Here is a 16221-nt window from a genome sequence, read left to right as displayed (position 1 = left end):
GCCTTTCTTTTCTCATTCCCTGCAGTATCCCAGGATAAAATATTCGAGGGTCTTAAGCAGGTCATTGAGGAAGAAGCCCAGGAGCACGAGGAAGAAGCCTGCGAACGGATATCTCTCGTCTAAATACTGAAGGCCGAAGACTAGGGGCGCCCAGATAACGAGAGGTTGGAAGCCCATCAGTATCTTCATCATTGTTGAAGTCTGGCTTAGGATGAGCTTTTTCAGTGCTCCCTCGTTCCTCACTAGATATGCGTTTTCTTTAAGCTTGAATTCCTTCTTAAGAGGATCGGTGGTCCTCGCAAGCAGTTTGATCCCGTCCTTGAACTTTATAAGGTAGACGTGTTCTCCAAAGGTCGACCCAAGAAAAGCCTCAACCGTCAGCTCAACGTCCCAGTCTTCTCTCAGCTCGGCGACGTGAATGCCTTTTCGCCTCAGGCCTTCCACGAACTTCTTACTATCGAACTCCAGCTCCCATATCCTGAATCTGTAGCTGGGCTTAAGGAGTCTTTCGAGGAGCATTGAAGACACCGTGTTACTGTTATCGTTAGTACTGGTGCAACTCATCCTTATAAAATTTCCCGGGATTTCCCTTGATGGATTGCGCTGGTGTGAGACGGTGAATGTCGGAAGGTTTTTTAGACTTCGGCCCATTTCTTGAACGATGACCCTCAAGCTTAACCCAGAGGCTAAGGCAATCTACCGGGCGATACTCGAGGAGATAAAGAGGCGGTTAGTCCTTCCTGGAAGCTCGGCTTTTCTTGACGAGTTTGGGCCGGTTTCTGAGAGGGATGAAATCCTCAGCAGACAGGCATATTTCAAAGAGAACCTGCCGAAAATCCGGCCCGAACTCAGGAAATATCTCTCGAAGGTTCGGCCCATAAAGTTCAGGCGCGACTTCCTCCACGACAGGGTTTTAATAGTTGATGAGGGCGAGCTTGAAAAAGCAGAGAATTTAAACCTCTGTGCGGTCTCGACCAGCCTTGAAGATGCCGAAGGCTATCCCCTCGTCCTCAGCACCGTTGGCTACGGCATCGATGTTGAGCTTACACCTTCCGATATAGCTCCTGAGCTCTACATCATGCCTCTATGGGAGAACAAAGAGACGCTTCAAGCCCTCGTGAGTATAGGTGAGCTCACAGGAGAGAAGAGCGTTGCGAAAGAAATTCTCGAGGCGCTTAAAGAACTCGAAGAAGTCATGGAAAAAAGGAGGCTCCTTGATGGGCTCGAAGAACTGATAGCCGGCAAGGAGCGCGAGCTGAACGAGAAGATTTCAGAAAAGCTCGAGAAGTTCAGCCTGACGCTGAGCGGGAAAGAACTGCTTGAATTCCTGAGCGAGCTTAAAGCCGGGAACTACGAGGCGATTTTCTCGCACTTCGGTGAGGTTGAGGGTGGAATCTTGGACCTCATCAACGAGGCCGAGGAAGAGCTGAGCGAAAAGCTCGGCGTCACGGTTGAGCTGTTCTCCCGCGAGGAGCTCTATCCCGTCACAGTTCCCCCAGAGAGAGTCGAAATGCTGAGAGAGGAACTTGAGAAGGAACTCAAGGTGGAGCTCTACCTCAAGAGCCGCGAGGTTCTCGGAAAAATCCGTCCGCTTCTGGCCAGGCTTAAGGAAGAGCTGGCTGGGGTTTACGAGCTGGACTTCCTGAGGGCAGTGAAGGAGTTCGCGGAGGGCTTCACCTTCCCCGAGCTCTGGAACGGTGGAATCGCGTTCATCAACGGAAGGCATCTCTTCATCGAAAATCCCCAGCCGGTGAGCTATGTCGTTGGGAGAAAGCCCGAGAACTTTGATCTTCCCGGCGTGGAGAAGGTAAAGGACGAGCCCGTAGTAATCCTCACCGGTGCGAACAGCGGTGGAAAAACTTCACTCCTAGAGCTGATCACACAGATAACGCTTCTCGCCCACATGGGGCTGCCAGTTCCGGCGGAGAAAGCGTGGGTGGAACCCCTCAACGAGCTTTTCTTCTTCAGGCGTAAGAGGAGCGTCTACGGTGCCGGAGCCTTTGAGACGGCCTTGAGGTCTTTCGTGAGAGCACTGAAGGGAGAGGGCAGAAAGCTGATCCTCATAGACGAGTTCGAGGCCATAACCGAACCGGGGGCGGCTGTCAAGATAATCGGAGAGCTCCTCAAAGTCGCCTATGAGAGGGGCTTTTACGTTGTCATAGTTTCACACCTCGGCGAGGATCTGAGGAGGGAGCTGCCCTTCGCGAGGGTCGATGGGATAGAGGCCAAAGGTCTAGACGAGAACCTCGACCTCATTGTGGACAGGCAGCCGAAGTTTGGAACGCTCGGAAGAAGCACGCCCGAGCTCATAGTCGAGCGCCTCGCAAAGAAGAAGCGTGGAAGAGAGAGGGAGATTTTTGAGAGAGTTTGGAGGGCGTTCAGGGGCTTTTAATATGTAGGTCGTTGTGTAGGTAGTTACTACATCGTCTTATGGTTAGGTTATTACTTTTGTTAATTAGAAATATTTAAGTATTTTTATTCCCCTAGCTCTTCGGAGGGATCGACATGGAACAGCGAAGTGTGATAATCATATCCCCAGTACTTGTGTTCCTGCTCACCATAGTGCCCTCGATATTCGTGGGCACTATAGGCGCGGTCGTAGGCGGTGCAATTGGGGTGCTGACAGCGATCATGCTGGTCCGGAGTTCTACAGTAGAGCATGGTATTCCTCCAGATGTTCTTAAGTACAAGCAGGAGATAGAGGAGCAGATCCGCGTTATTGCTCAGATACTTGACAGAATAGCCGAGGGTGACCTTTCGGTCGAAGATAAAAACCTAAGCGGCCACCTTTCTGAGATACGGGAAGCCATAGAAAAGATGAGGCAGGGTCTTGCGGCAATGATCCAAAACATACAAAATGCTGCTGTTATTGTTCAGGATCGCAGTAAGCTCATCAGTGAGAACGTGGAGCAGATAAGTGAGGCAATTAACCAGGTTGCCGAGGCCATCAACCAGGTCAGCATAGAGGCCCAGCGCGAGCAAGAGAATATCAACCACATGACAGAGACGATGCGCTACATCGATGAGATTGGCAAGGAGACCATCAGCACCATGGAGGACTTCGAGCGTTCCATGAGGGAGGTTGTTTCGCTCGCAAGGGAGGGTGGCCAGAAGGGTCAGGAGGCCGTTGGCCAGATAGAGGAGATTAGAAACATGATGCTCATGATAGAGGAGACTGTAAAGGGAGTCGCGGAGATGGGCAAGAACATCGCCAGCATCACCAACGTCATCACCGGCATAGCCGAGCAGACCAACCTCCTCGCCCTCAACGCGGCAATAGAGGCTGCTAGGGCGGGGGAAGCTGGTAAAGGCTTCGCCGTCGTTGCAGAGGAGATCAGAAACCTCGCAGAGGAGAGCAAGAACGCAGCGGACGACATCCGCAACATCGTCACCCAGATTATGGAGAAGATACAAGAGAGCGTCGATGTCACTGGCAAGAGCGTGGAGACCGTTACTCAATCAACAGAAGTCCTCAAGGAGAGCGTCTCCTATCTCACACACATAGCAGAACTCATTGAGGGGATGGAGATCAAGGCAAACGAGCTTAAGAGCAAGGTTCTCGAGGAGGGTGAGAAGATAGACGAGGGTCTACGCTTCCTCGAGAACCTTGCGGCCAGCGCTGAGGAGACGACCGCCGCTGCCGAGCAGGTTAGTGCCGCCGCTGAGGAGCAGACATCGGCGCTCGAGGAGGTCCGTGCCACGCTTAGGGACTTTGAGAGGGTTGTCGAAAACCTCATGCAGGCGGTTAATAGATTTAAGATTTGAAGCCCAATATTATCCTTGGCCTTTCTTTATATCCTCTCCAGCAGAAGATTATTATATTCAGCCAACCCAGCTCCTCTCCCTGTACCGTCCCCTGCTCTCGATCTCTTCAATCTTCGCCTTGAGCTCTTCCGCCTTTTCTCTGCCCCTGACCTCGGCATAGCCTTCCAGCACCTCCTCAAAGCCCTTCTCGAACCAAGTGTAGTGCGTACTCTCCATGGCTCTCTTGAGCAGGTGCAGGTCGACGCCCTGAGCTTCAAGCGTTGGGTCGAAATCGGCCAGACCGAAGTCTATGAGGTAAACCTTTCCGTCTCGAAGGATCATGTTTGAAGTTGTAAGGTCACCGTGCACTATCCCCGCCTCGTGGAGCCTCCCCACCTGTCTCCCAATCTCCCGGCAGAGGTTCAGCCTCTCCTCCACAGGGACGCTCTCGAGGAGCTCCTTCAATCTCTCTCCCTCAATGAACTCCATAACGATTTTCATGTCCCTCAGGTCGACCTCGTAGACGTAGGGGCAGTTGACGCCGAACTCCTTCGCCTTGTGGAGCACCCTCGCCTCGCGGACGGTTCGCTCCTTCCTCAGCCCCTCGTCTATCTCCTTTATGCGGTATCTCTTTGGAATGCGATGTTTGATGATGACCTTTTCGTTGTCCCACGGAAAGTAGAGCTCCTCGAAGTGTGCTAGGTATATCTTAGCCTCCGCTCCCTGTTTTATGAGCTCCACTCCCGATCACCTCTCCTTAAGTCCGAATTCCTCGATTAGTCTCTCGTAGTTCCTGACTGTTGCCCTTATCGTTATTACGTTTTCCATCTTTACAACGAGGGTTCCAGTTCCGTCCCTCACTACGAGGACGGCCGAATCGATGTTGCCGTCGTCGAGCTTCTCGCGGACGTATCTGAGCTTCTCTTCCTCTGATTCAAGCATATCATCAATCACGGAAGCCTCGTTCTCAACGTCCACGCTCAGGAGGTCGTACTCCTCAATGCGCCCAAAGACTTCTCTCACCCTCTCAACAGGCATTTCGTAAACCCTCGGCTCCATGTTCCACACCTGGAATTGGTCAGTTTTGAAGGTTTTAGCCCTTTCCCCCACTTCTATGTCATCTTTTTGTCATTTATTCAAAAATTAGTCGTTTTTTTGAAATTTTCGGCCCAAAAACTTTTATAGAGTGCTGACGAAGCGTTTTTGCCGAATTGATATAGAAGGAGGAATGTCGAATGGCACAGCTTAGTGGACAGCCGGTTGTTATTCTGCCCGAGGGAACTCAGAGGTATGTTGGAAGGGACGCCCAGAGGATTAACATCCTTGCCGCGAGGATTATTGCTGAGACCGTGAGGACCACCCTCGGTCCGAAGGGTATGGACAAAATGCTTGTTGACAGCCTTGGGGATGTTGTCATTACCAACGATGGAGCCACCATTCTTGATAGGATTGACCTCCAGCACCCTGCCGCTAAGATGATGGTTGAGGTTGCTAAGACTCAGGACAAAGAGGCCGGTGATGGCACTACTACCGCTGTTGTGATTGCTGGTGAGCTTCTCAGGAAGGCTGAGGAGCTTCTTGACCAGAACATTCACCCAAGCATCATCGTCAAGGGTTACACCATGGCAGCTGAGAAAGCCCAGGAAATCCTTGAAAACATCGCCATTGAGGTTACCCCTGACGATGACGAGACCCTCATGAAGATAGCCATGACCTCTATTACCGGTAAGAACGCCGAGAGCCACAAGGAGCTCTTCGCCAGGCTCGCCGTTGATGCCGTCAAGCAGGTCGCCGAGAAGAAGAACGGCAAGTACGTCGTCGACATCGACAACATCAAGATCGAGAAGAAGGCCGGTGAGAGCGTCGAAGAGAGCGAGCTCATTCGTGGTGTGGTTATCGACAAGGAGCGCGTCCACCCGAGGATGCCTAACAAGGTCGAGGGAGCCAGGATAGCCCTCATCAATGAGGCCCTCGAGGTCAAGAAGACCGAGACTGATGCCAAGATAAACATCACCAGCCCTGACCAGCTCTTCCAGTTCATCGAGCAGGAGGAGAAGATGCTCAAAGACATGGTCGACCAGATAGCTGCCACCGGTGCAAACGTTCTCTTCGTCCAGAAGGGTATTGATGACCTTGCTCAGCACTACCTGGCCAAGTACGGTATCCTCGCCGTCAGGCGCGTCAAGAAGAGCGACATGGAGAAACTCGCCAAGGCTACCGGCGCTAAGGTTGTTACCAATGTCAAGGACCTCACTCCGGAGGACCTCGGCCACGCCGACCTCGTTGAGGAGCGCAAGATAGCGGGCGAGAGCATGATCTTCGTCGAGGGTTGCAAGAACCCGAAGGCCGTTACCATCCTCATCCGCGGCGGTACCGAGCACGTCATCGACGAGGTTGAACGCGCCCTTGAGGACGCCATCAAGGTCGTCAAGGACGTCATGGAGGATGGCTACGTTCTTCCGGCCGGAGGTGCCGGTGAGATTGAGCTCAGCATCAAGCTCGACGAGTACGCCAAGGCTGTTGGCGGCAAGGAGGCCCTTGCTGTAGAGGCCTTCGCTGAGGCCCTCAAGATAATCCCGAAGACCCTCGCTGAGAACGCCGGTCTCGACACCGTCGAGATGCTCGTCAAGGTCATCAGTGAGCACAAGAACAAGGGCAAGAACATAGGCATAGACATCTTCGAAGGCGGGCCTGCTGACATGATAGAGAAGGGAATCATAGAGCCACTCCGCGTCAAGAAGCAGGCCATCAAGAGCGCCAGCGAAGCTGCCATAATGATCCTCAGAATCGACGACGTCATCGCGGCAAAGATCAGCAAGCCCGAAGGTGGCCAGGGCGGTGGCATGCCCGATATGGGCGGAATGGGCGGTATGGATATGGGCATGTGATGCCCCTTTCACTTCTCTTTTCTGTCCAGCAGTTCTTATAAAGCAGCGTTAAGCAATCCTTCCGGTGGTTGTATGTACAGCGTGAAGAAAAGCAAAGCTGGCTACATTTTTGACCTTCCGAGGGAGAGGATAGCGTTCATGTTCCTTGAGGACGGCACGTACCTTATGTACCACGATGAGAGAGTCCTCTGCTACTCCATGAAGCCAGTCCCCGTTAGTAGGGAGGAAATAGAGCGCTTTGAAAAGAGCGGAGAGCCTCCAGAACTGGTAAAGTCAATAAAGTCTGGAAAATATCCGGAAGTCTGCGTCGTTAAACAGCTCCCGCCTGTAGACGAAGACTTAACGCAGTTCAATCCTAACAGGAAGTGCGTTGTCATCTTCACGGGTTTTCCGGATACGGTAATAGACTACGTCGAATGCAACGGGCAGACCCTTGCAGTGGCGAGGCTTGTGGACGAGCCCGATAGAGTCTGCAGGTTCTTTGGAAAGGGCAACTACAAAATTGCGGCGGTGAAGCTCAAGCGCGGTGGGGACTGTCTCGGCAGGAAGGAGTTTCTTCAGAAGGTCGAAGAGTGCAGGAGTGCACTTCAAGGGAACTTAAGGCACCGAAATATTTTAGTATTGTCTGGTTAGTTTAATCTTGTGGGTAAAGGTTAAGCGGAGGTGAGACCATGGGGCTCGAACTGTGGCTCAGAACCGGCCTGCTGATGGCCGTGCTTACGGGATTACTGATGGCAATAGGCTACCTCATCGGCGGAACGGGTCTAATGTTCGTAATGTTCATGTTTTCGCTCGTCATGAACTTTATCTCCTACTGGTACAGCGACAGGATAGTGCTGGCCTGGTATCGAGCCAGAATAGTTGACGAAGAGGAAGCGCCGGAACTCTACGCGATAGTCAGGAGTCTTGCCGAGAGGGCTGGACTTCCGATGCCCAGGGTTGCGATAATCCCCAGCGAGACACCGAATGCCTTCGCCACCGGAAGAGGCCCCAAGCACGCGGTGGTAGCCGTTACAACCGGATTGCTCAGGATACTCAACAGGGACGAGCTTGAGGGAGTTATAGCTCATGAGCTCACTCACATCAAGAACAGGGACATACTCATAGGTACAATAGCGGCAGCTCTGGCGGGGGCGATAGTCCAGCTCGCCTACTGGGCTAGGTGGATAGCAATATTCGGAGGCTTCGGCAGGGACAGGGACGAAGGTGGAGATGTACTCGCGGCCATACTTGTGGCAATACTCGCACCCATCGCCGCGATGCTCATTCAGGCGGCCATAAGTCGCTCCCGCGAGTTTCTCGCAGATGAAGGTGGGGCAAGGATAAGCGGGAAACCCCACGCTCTGGCCAGTGCGCTGATGAAGATAGAGCAGGCCGTTTACTACAAGCCAATGAGGAAAGGCAACCCTGCGACGGCCCATATGTTCATAGTCAACCCCTTCAAGGGAACGAGCCTCGCGAGCCTGTTCTCCACCCATCCGCCAACGGAGAAGAGAATAGAGAGGCTCAGGAAGATCGCGGAGGAGATGGGCATCTACTTCTGAGGCCTTTCTCTTCTGTTTTTATTTTGTCAGATGGAGATGGATATTGTGGGGTTCTTGAATTATAGAATTGTTCAATTCTGTAATTACATCATCGACAGGCATTTAAGCGCTCGTTTATATTTCTGAGCGGTGACGACCATGAAGGCCGTTAAAGCCACCCTTCTCTACGATGGTCTGGGCAATGTCCAGAAAGACGTATACGTAGTCTTCGACAATGAGATTAAGGAGATAACGAAGGAAAAGCCCAAGGAGGCCGAAGTGATAGCGGAGGGCGTTGTAACCCCTGCATTCATCGACGGCCACAGCCACATAGGTATGGATCGCTACGGTGAGCCCTATCAGGAAGGTGAGGCCAACGAGCAGATGGACGCGGTTCTTCCACTCGTTGATGCACTCTACTCCATATATATGGACGACAAGGCTTTCAAGCACTCGATTGAGTTTGGTGTCCTGTATTCGTCCGTTCTGCCGGGCAGCGGAAATATCATCGGTGGAAAGGCAGTTCTCATCAAGAACTACGGCAGAGACATCGAGGAGGCCTTCATGAAGTACGCCGGTGTCAAAGCTGCATTTGGCTACAACCCGCGCTCGACCACGAACTGGAAGGGAACAAGACCAAGCACGAGGATGGGTGCCATAGGTATTCTCCTCGACTGGCTCATAAAGACGCAGAAGACGATAGCTTTGCTCGAGAAGGGCAAGAAAGAACCGGAAGAGATTGAGCCTACTGTCGAGGCACTAATCCCGGTTCTTAAAGGAGAGGTTCCACTCAGGGTTCATGTGCATAAGGAAGATGACATCGCCGCCCTGCTGATGATAAGGCGCAAGTTCGGGCTTAAAATAACCATCGAACACGCTGGAGATGTGCACAGCAGGGAAACCTTTGAGAAGATAAAGAAAGAAGGCGTGCCACTCGTCTACGGTCCCTTTGATTCCCTGCCCTACAAGGTCGAGCTGAAGCATGAGGACTGGAAGAACGCCAGATACCTGCTCGAGGTCAAGCCGCTCTTTGGGCTGATGAGCGACCACCCAGTTACGCTCCAGGCCAATCTATACCTTCAGCTCAGGCACTTCATAAGGCTCGGCATGAGCAAGGAAGAGGCGATAAAGATCATAACCCACAACAACGCGAAAATCCTCGGCGTTGACGACAAGCTCGGAAGCATCGAGAAGGGCAAGTGGGCCTCGCTGGTGGTCTGGAACGGCGATCCGTTCCACATGGAGAACTACCCGACGCACGTCTTCGCGGAGGGAGAGCTGATTCACGAGGTGGACTGGTGAGTTTTCTTTTTCCTAATTTTGAAGAAATGAGAAGAAAGGCCTTCAGCTCACCCTAAACTCAAACCCCCTCGCGAAGGTGTAGGCTTCCCTCAGCTCTGGCCTCTCCTTGAGGAAGCGGAGGATATACCGGCCTCAGTTCGAGCCGATGAGGTTCTCCCTCGTGTCGCCGACCGATATAATGACGTCGTAGCAGAGCCTCTTTAATCGTCCACGAACTTCCTGTGCTTCATCGGAAGGCCCGTCTCAAAGTCAACGTCGTTGGTGAGCTTATTCTTTAGCACGCTCACCGTCGGGTTGAGCGGCGTTATCTTGATGAGGAAGTATCTCTTAGAAAGTCTCTTTTATGGGCATAAAATAGGGGGAGATGGCTTAAAGGCTTATTCCCCTCGTCATCGCGCCGTCTATGACCACCGTCGAGCCGAGCATGTACTCTGCCTCATCGCTCAGGAGAAAAGCCACCAGCGAACCCAACTCGTCCCATCCGCCGGTTCTGTGGAGGGGTGTTCTGCCCAGCACTTCCCGCTCCCAGGTCTCCTCAAAGATCTCGCCCCTCGACTCGGCAACGGCCTTGAGGTTCTCCCGTGCGCCGGGCGTATCGAAGCTGCCGAGCAGAACGTTGTAGGCCCTTATTCCGTGTTTTCCGTATGTTCTTGAAACGCTCTTCGCCAGCTGCACCAGGCCGGCCCTTGTAACGTCAGCCAGAACTAACGGCGGCATTGGCTCCTTTATCGAGACGGAGTTGAGGTAAACGAGGACTCCCTTCCTTTTCCCTTCAAGCCACGTCTGGACGAGGAGGGTCGTCAGGTAGCCTGGGGCAACTGCGTGGAGCTTCGCGGCCTCAACCCAGTCATCATAGCCCGCCTCGTGGAGGAGGCACGGCTCGCAGCGGACGTTTCCGGCATTCCAGACGAGGGCACCAACTCCACCCAAAAGCTCCCAGGACTCCTTGACGAGGTTCTCCAGGTCCCGCTGGTCACAGAGGTTGGTCTTAACTGCGTAGACTTCTCCTAATGGTGAGAGCTCGTCGAGAGCTTTCTTCAGGTTCTCCTCGCTCCGTGAGCTTATAACGACTCTCGCGTTCCTCTTCAGCAGTTCCCGCGCCACATTGAACCCTATTCCGCGTGATGAGGCCGTGACTATCACACCCAGGCTCTTGAGGTCTATCTCCACGCTCATGATCGTTTCTTCGCTCGTGGATTAATAAACGTTGGCTGTCATTCTGACGAAGATTACCCGAATTAGGGTAACCTAATTCGTCTTATCGTCAGTGTTTCGAGAGAAAACAACTTAAGGTGCAAAACCTTTGGTTTTAGACAGACTTCTTTAAAAATTTTGGAGGTGATTGTGTGAGGTTCTACATCTGTGAGAAGAGAGAAGAAGCTAAGCCTTTTAAAATAGGGATTATCGGAGCGGGACCTGCAGGCCTGGCCGCCGCGGGTTATCTGGCGTGCAGGGGTTATGAAGTTCACGTCTACGACAAGATGCCTGAGGGCGGTGGAATGGTCGCCTTTGGCATTCCCGAGGCAAGGATTCCAATAAGGGCCGTCAGAGAGGGCGTCGAGGCTCTTGAGCAGCTCGGCGTTCAATTCCACTTCCGAACGAAGGTAGTCTATGATTCCCCAAAGGAGCTCGGCGACGAGTGGGCCGAGCACTTCGTTTCGATTGAGAAGCTTTTGAGCGAGTTCGATGCTCTCATAATAGCGACCGGTGCTTGGAAGCCAAGAAAGCTGAAGGTTCCCGGTATTGGGCTTCCTGGAGTCTACGATGCTCTCAGCCTGCTCCACAACATAAAAATGGCCCGCATAGGCTATTACTCCTGGGAAAGAATCCCGGACCTTGGGGGAAAGCATCTCGTAGTGATCGGAGCCGGCTACACAGCAGTTGATGTCGCCATGGAGGGTCATCTTCTGGGTGCGGAAAAAATAACCATGGTCTACCGCCGCTCCCTTGAGCACAGCTACGCTAAGGCCGAGATAAGAAAGCTCATCGCAGAGGGCGTCGAGTTCATAGAGCACGCGACTCCGGTCAGGATACTAGGAGAGGGGAAAGTGGAGGGTGTTGAGTTCGCTAAAACAAAAATAGTTGGGGGAAACGTCGTGATGACGGACGAGCACTTTGTCATAGACGCAGACGTCGTTGCCTATGCCATCGGCCAGCTGCCCACGAGCCCAATAAAGGAAATCGTCTGCGCCAGCGAAAAGGTGCTGGAGGAGGCGGGAATATTCTTCGCCGGTGACGTCGTAACCCCAAGGAACATAGGCACAGCCATAAGAGAGGGAAGAGCCGTCGCTGAGAGGATAGAGGAGTGGCTCCTAAGGAAGGCACCGCGCAGGGTCTTTCCCGTTGCTATGACTGGCAGGCTCATAGCGGAGGTTCTCAGCGGTAAGTGCTGAGCAAAGTTTATACGCCCTCCCCTGAACCCACTATCATGACCGAGCCAAAAGATATAGTCCTCAAGGAATCGGAAGAGATTGAGGGAACGCCCATCGAAGGGCCGTGGCTGGATGAAGTGAGGAGCCTTGAAGAGGTCATCGATTACTATCACCGCATAGGCTTCCAGGCGACTCACCTTGGAAGGGCCATCGAAATATGGAAAAAGGTGGAGGAAAAGCGCGCCAGCGGCGAAGAGGTCAGGGTCTTCCTCGGCTACACTTCCAACATAGTCTCTTCTGGCCTCAGAGAGCTGATAGCATGGCTGGTCAAGGAGGGCAAGGTGGACGTCATCGTAACAACGGCCGGCGGCGTTGAAGAGGACTTCATAAAGGCCCTAAAGCCGTTCATTCTGGGCGACTGGTACGTCAACGACGCGGAGATGAGAGAGAAGGGTATAAACAGAATAGGCAACATCTTCGTGCCCAACGACAGGTACATTGAATTCGAGAAGTACATGATACCCTTCTTCGAACGGGTTCTTGAGATGGAAAAGGAGCGCGGGAAGCCGCTGACGGCGAGCGAGTTCATCTACGAGATGGGCCGCTTCATGGACGAAAAGCTCGGGAAGGAGAAGGAGCGCTCGATAATCTACTGGGCCTACAAGCGGAACGTCCCGATATTCTGCCCTGCTATAACCGACGGCTCAATAGGGGACATGCTCTACTTCTTCAAGGAGGAGCGCGGAGACAGGGAGCTTATCATAGACGTAGCCAACGACATCGTGAGGCTCAACAACCTGGCTGTCACGGCGAAGGAAACCGCTTCGATAATCCTTGGAGGTTCCCTGCCGAAGCATGCAATAATAAACGCCAACCTCTTCAGAGGAGGAACGGACTACGCGATATACGTCACCACTGCCATCCCCTGGGACGGCTCGCTTAGCGGCGCGCCGCCGAGCGAAGGAGTGAGCTGGGGGAAAATAAGGGCTAAGGCTGACTACGTCGAGATATGGGCCGATGCGACGCTCGTCTTTCCGGTGCTGGTGTGGAAGGTGATGAAAGGATAAAAGGCGTTTTATTCATTTTTGCTTCTCTTTTCTGAGAGAGGAATCATCATTTATTTTCCGAGTTTCAATTGAAGTTTGAGGTTTTTGTTCCTGTTGTTTGAGCCAGGCTTCATACTCTGGATTAGGAATAAACTCATAACGGGGAATTAACTCCAAAAGTGTGGACTTTTGAAATTGTGTGAACTTTATTGCCTCCATGATCTTGCTTTTGGCATCCTCAGCGCTTATTTTTCCATGAATAATCTCCGTTTTTAGATTGATCAGTTTTAAATATGCTGTCCTTAGCTCATTTTCTATAATCCTTGCGGTGATGTGTGGATAAATTATTGCCATAATAAGAATTGTCAAAAGAAGTAGTAGCGCTATCAACAAAATGGAATCCAGATCTGTGGGTATAAATTTCCACCATGATATGCCTGTCAAAATAAGCAGGATTATTAGAAAACCGATAGCGAATGCTCTCTCATGTCGTTTAACCTTTTCAACCAATTTAACCCATCTACCCAACCTAAATTTAGAAGGAATGGGTTCTGGGTCTATTACAATTAAGAAATAGATCCCCATCAAAGCATAGATAACTGAGAACGCCAAGAGCATTATGTTTATCTTAAATTGCGATATTGAATAATTCAAAATAATCGTCATAATCACGATCATCACGACGTAATATCTAATAATAACATAGTAGGCTCTATTGTTAATATCTTCTAATTCCCGTTCATATTGAGATGTTGGTCTTTTCCCAAAAATAACTCGCAGTAGGATAAAATCCACAAACATCAAAATAATATTTAGCGCAGTAACCCAAATTGCAAAAAACATTTGGAGCTTAGAGTTAAGGTCAGATAGTATTGCCCCTGAAGAAGTTTGTAAGATTATTTTGGTTGTATTTTTAAGCATAATACTGTAGTTCATCTTGTTTGATACTATGTTGATTTTACCTGTTGGAGTCAGTTCATAATGAAGAGCTCTAAGAGAGAACAAGGGAATTAATAAAATTATTAGATTCAACAATAGTGAAAGAATTAGAGTGGCATGGCTTATATCCACTACTTCGAGCTTCTCTCTTATGTCTCTAATCTGAGCATTCAGGAGTTCCAAAACTTGTTCTTTTGTAGTTTCATTACCTGCCTCCAAAATGTTCCCCATTCCATTTTCGCTGAATCTTTATAAATTCTTTACGCCAAAACCTAATCATGTTCAAACTTAGCAAAGAAAGGCGACATTTTGTGATCATATATCTCCTCTTAATCTTCACATTGATCACCCTGTACTTAGCTCCACCAACTATCCAAGAAAGACTCGTCATGGATTACCAGGAGTTTTCTTTTTCAAATCCCGGGGACTGGGTTAGATTATACACAATGCACTTTGTTCATTTGAACTTTGGTCATTTGCTGGGAAATTTAATCGTATTCATGGTAATCTTCCCAACTCTCTACTTCCTGGCTGAGGCTGGAAGAGATGTAAGGCTTTTCAAAAGACTTTTAGTTTTTGTTTTTCTGATTCTCCCCCCGCTACTCGCTATCGCCGATTTGTTGGTAATGAGACGATATGGTCTCCGCTATGGAATGGGATTTTCAGGGATAGATTCTGCACTGATTGGAGCCGTTCCGTATTTTTCATCAAATATGCTGAGTAGGAAATTCAACTTCAAACTTCCACCGTTGATGTTCTCAAACTCATTTATGCTCATCACAGGAGGTCTAATCTCCATCGTCTACTCCATTTTTGTGATCGGTATCCCACTGCTTATTGGAGGCCTTCTCTTGTTATTTTATACTGTCTCGAATGCTTTCAAGGAGTACGATTGGAATTCCTTAGGCAAAGAAGGCCAAAAGAGGAAAGTTGCTGTTAGAAACTTCATTCTAGCAATCCTCTTTTTGATCGTAGGATCAATATGGGCAGCATTCCCGAGAAATCTACTCGGAGAGGCAGGTATGACCAATATTTTCATTCATTATCTTGGGTTAGCGAGCACCCTCTATCTGTTTCCGTTAATAGAGGAGTTTGATGTTTGGGGATTAACCTCTAAGTGCACCTAAAATCTTCTCCTCCCCGCCCGGCAGCACCAGCGGCCTCGACAGGTGCTTTCTCGCGTCGGGCGGCACTTCGTAGATTTTCCTCTCCAGCTCGCGCGGGACTTCAACCGGAATGAGCTTCTTCGGCATCTTATAGCCGCAGCGCTTGCACTTGAGGTAATCACCCTTGCTCTTCATCGTCCCGCCGCACTTCGGGCACTTCGGCTTCTGGTACTCGATCCTCGGGACGAGCTTCACAGGATAGAACTTCTCGAGGTTGAGCGTCAGAACGCCCTCGTGCTCTTTAACGCCTCCAGCGGCTATTATCTCGTCTCCAGGGAGGAGCTTCCTCACGTAGTTCCTGAACTTCTTGGTCGGCTCGAAGGCAGCAACGCGAATCCTTCCCGTTTCATCCTCAAGCTCAAAGAATACGTGCCTCCCGCGCTCCCAGTAGGGCTTAACCACCGTTCCTCTAACCACCGCGCTGTCGTAGAGCTTCAGCTCGCCGATTTTTTTGTATGTAAGGTGGTCGTCCGTGTTCTGGTTCGTCTTGTAGAGCTGGTAAAATGTCACGGGCTCCTCAAAGCGAACCATCTCAAAGGTCTGGAGAACCTTTCCCCTGTCAATTCCCCTGATGCCAACCAGAACGGGATCCTTGCCGTGGGGTGTTATGAGGACGCTCTTCTTGTAGGGGTCAACGTTGTCGTAGGTGAAGGGATAGCTCCAGCTATCGGCCAGAAAGACACTTTCCTTGTCCACTTTCCTCGGCGTTCCCCAGTTGTCGGGCTCTCTGTAAGCTAACAGCTCGTAGGTGAACCTCTCCAGAGGGTAAGCAACCGCCGCGAGCGCGCCGATTATGCCCCTCCCGACCTTGAACTTGAAGTACTCTGCCCCAACTTCCTTCGCGACCCTTTCAGCCTCCTCGATCGTAACGTGCTCTCTCAAAGCTCTCAACGAGAATTTGCGGAGCTCTTTTGGAATATCTCCTTCAAAGAACACGACGCCGGGGTTAGTATTCTCGTGCTCGAAGTCGGCAAGCTGGTCCACGTAGAGGAGAACTGTGTTTTTAACCTCTGTTATAAGCTCCTCATCGACTTCAAAGGTCATCGCCACCGCTCCATTGCCGCGGGTCTTGTAGGGAATGTTCGGGTTGAGTCTGATCAAGCGGGGAAGGGCTATGGGCTCCGCTATCCGGGACAGCTCGCGGTAGAGGATGGCACCGAGGTAGGTAGTGCACATGCCGTTCGGTGAGTCAGTGTCGTCGATGCCGATGTGAAGCCTCATGGTTGGAAGAAAAAAGGAAT

Annotated in this window: 15 protein-coding genes; 9 read left to right on the top strand and 6 right to left on the bottom strand. The window is 51.2% G+C overall.

Translation table 11 applies throughout. The annotated features are described in order from the left end of the window. Positions 1 to 12: 12 nt before the first annotated feature. Complete coding sequence (locus E3E33_RS06530) at positions 13 to 519, bottom strand: hypothetical protein (protein WP_167711537.1); 507 nt, start codon at positions 517 to 519, stop codon at positions 13 to 15. Positions 520 to 661: 142 nt separating this feature from the next. On the opposite strand from E3E33_RS06530, the gene E3E33_RS06525 reads away from it, so the two are divergent. Next, on the top strand, positions 662 to 2392 hold the full coding sequence (locus tag E3E33_RS06525; protein ID WP_167711538.1) for an endonuclease MutS2: 1731 nt from the start codon (positions 662 to 664) through the stop codon (positions 2390 to 2392). A gap of 113 nt (positions 2393 to 2505) precedes the next feature. Beyond that, positions 2506 to 3765 carry a methyl-accepting chemotaxis protein gene (locus tag E3E33_RS06520; RefSeq protein WP_167711539.1) on the top strand — a complete coding sequence of 420 codons (1260 nt, stop codon included), beginning with the start codon at positions 2506 to 2508 and terminating at the stop codon, positions 3763 to 3765. A 57-nt stretch (positions 3766 to 3822) separates the two neighbouring features. Here E3E33_RS06520 and E3E33_RS06515 read toward each other — a convergent pair whose 3' ends face one another. Continuing rightward, positions 3823 to 4485 carry a Kae1-associated kinase Bud32 gene (locus E3E33_RS06515; RefSeq protein WP_167711540.1) on the bottom strand — a complete coding sequence of 221 codons (663 nt, stop codon included), beginning with the start codon at positions 4483 to 4485 and terminating at the stop codon, positions 3823 to 3825. Between the two features lie 6 nt (positions 4486 to 4491). Next, positions 4492 to 4803 carry a hypothetical protein gene (locus E3E33_RS06510; RefSeq protein WP_167711541.1) on the bottom strand — a complete coding sequence of 104 codons (312 nt, stop codon included), beginning with the start codon at positions 4801 to 4803 and terminating at the stop codon, positions 4492 to 4494. Positions 4804 to 4979: 176 nt separating this feature from the next. On the opposite strand from E3E33_RS06510, the gene thsB reads away from it, so the two are divergent. The 4 genes from thsB (at position 4980) to E3E33_RS06490 (ending at position 9457) form a co-directional block, all read left to right on the top strand. Further along, positions 4980 to 6632, top strand: a complete 1653-nt coding sequence (gene thsB, locus E3E33_RS06505) for a thermosome subunit beta (protein WP_167711542.1) — start codon at positions 4980 to 4982, stop codon at positions 6630 to 6632. A 72-nt stretch (positions 6633 to 6704) separates the two neighbouring features. After that, the gene (locus E3E33_RS06500) at positions 6705 to 7265 is read left to right on the top strand and encodes a hypothetical protein (RefSeq protein WP_167711543.1); all 561 of its coding nucleotides are present in this window, start codon (positions 6705 to 6707) and stop codon (positions 7263 to 7265) included. 38 nt (positions 7266 to 7303) lie between these two features. Further along, complete coding sequence (htpX, locus tag E3E33_RS06495; RefSeq protein ID WP_167711544.1) at positions 7304 to 8176, top strand: zinc metalloprotease HtpX; 873 nt, start codon at positions 7304 to 7306, stop codon at positions 8174 to 8176. A gap of 138 nt (positions 8177 to 8314) precedes the next feature. Beyond that, the gene (locus E3E33_RS06490; protein ID WP_167711578.1) at positions 8315 to 9457 is read left to right on the top strand and encodes an amidohydrolase; all 1143 of its coding nucleotides are present in this window, start codon (positions 8315 to 8317) and stop codon (positions 9455 to 9457) included. A gap of 369 nt (positions 9458 to 9826) precedes the next feature. Here E3E33_RS06490 and E3E33_RS06480 read toward each other — a convergent pair whose 3' ends face one another. Beyond that, the gene (locus E3E33_RS06480; RefSeq protein ID WP_206203371.1) at positions 9827 to 10633 is read right to left on the bottom strand and encodes an SDR family oxidoreductase; all 807 of its coding nucleotides are present in this window, start codon (positions 10631 to 10633) and stop codon (positions 9827 to 9829) included. Between the two features lie 170 nt (positions 10634 to 10803). On the opposite strand from E3E33_RS06480, the gene E3E33_RS06475 reads away from it, so the two are divergent. Then, a complete protein-coding gene (locus tag E3E33_RS06475; RefSeq protein WP_167711545.1) occupies positions 10804 to 11850 on the top strand; it encodes an FAD-dependent oxidoreductase in 1047 nt (348 codons plus the stop codon). Positions 11851 to 11885: 35 nt separating this feature from the next. Further along, positions 11886 to 12896 carry a deoxyhypusine synthase gene (locus E3E33_RS06470; protein WP_167711546.1) on the top strand — a complete coding sequence of 337 codons (1011 nt, stop codon included), beginning with the start codon at positions 11886 to 11888 and terminating at the stop codon, positions 12894 to 12896. 12 nt (positions 12897 to 12908) lie between these two features. Here E3E33_RS06470 and E3E33_RS06465 read toward each other — a convergent pair whose 3' ends face one another. Next, a complete protein-coding gene (locus tag E3E33_RS06465) occupies positions 12909 to 14045 on the bottom strand; it encodes a hypothetical protein (RefSeq protein ID WP_167711547.1) in 1137 nt (378 codons plus the stop codon). Between the two features lie 47 nt (positions 14046 to 14092). Between E3E33_RS06465 and E3E33_RS06460 the strand changes: the two genes are divergently transcribed. Next, positions 14093 to 14941, top strand: a complete 849-nt coding sequence (locus E3E33_RS06460) for a hypothetical protein (RefSeq protein WP_167711548.1) — start codon at positions 14093 to 14095, stop codon at positions 14939 to 14941. Here E3E33_RS06460 and tiaS read toward each other — a convergent pair. Then, a complete protein-coding gene (gene tiaS, locus E3E33_RS06455; RefSeq protein ID WP_167711549.1) occupies positions 14921 to 16201 on the bottom strand; it encodes a tRNA(Ile2) 2-agmatinylcytidine synthetase TiaS in 1281 nt (426 codons plus the stop codon). The two genes, E3E33_RS06460 and tiaS, sit on opposite strands and share 21 nt — an antisense overlap. Positions 16202 to 16221: the final 20 nt, after the last annotated feature.

This window comes from Thermococcus sp. GR5 (genome assembly GCF_012027535.1).
GTDB lineage: Archaea > Methanobacteriota_B > Thermococci > Thermococcales > Thermococcaceae > Thermococcus > Thermococcus onnurineus.
The sequence above is the reverse complement of the archived record's forward strand: the minus strand, read 5'-3'. Positions and strand labels throughout refer to the sequence as shown.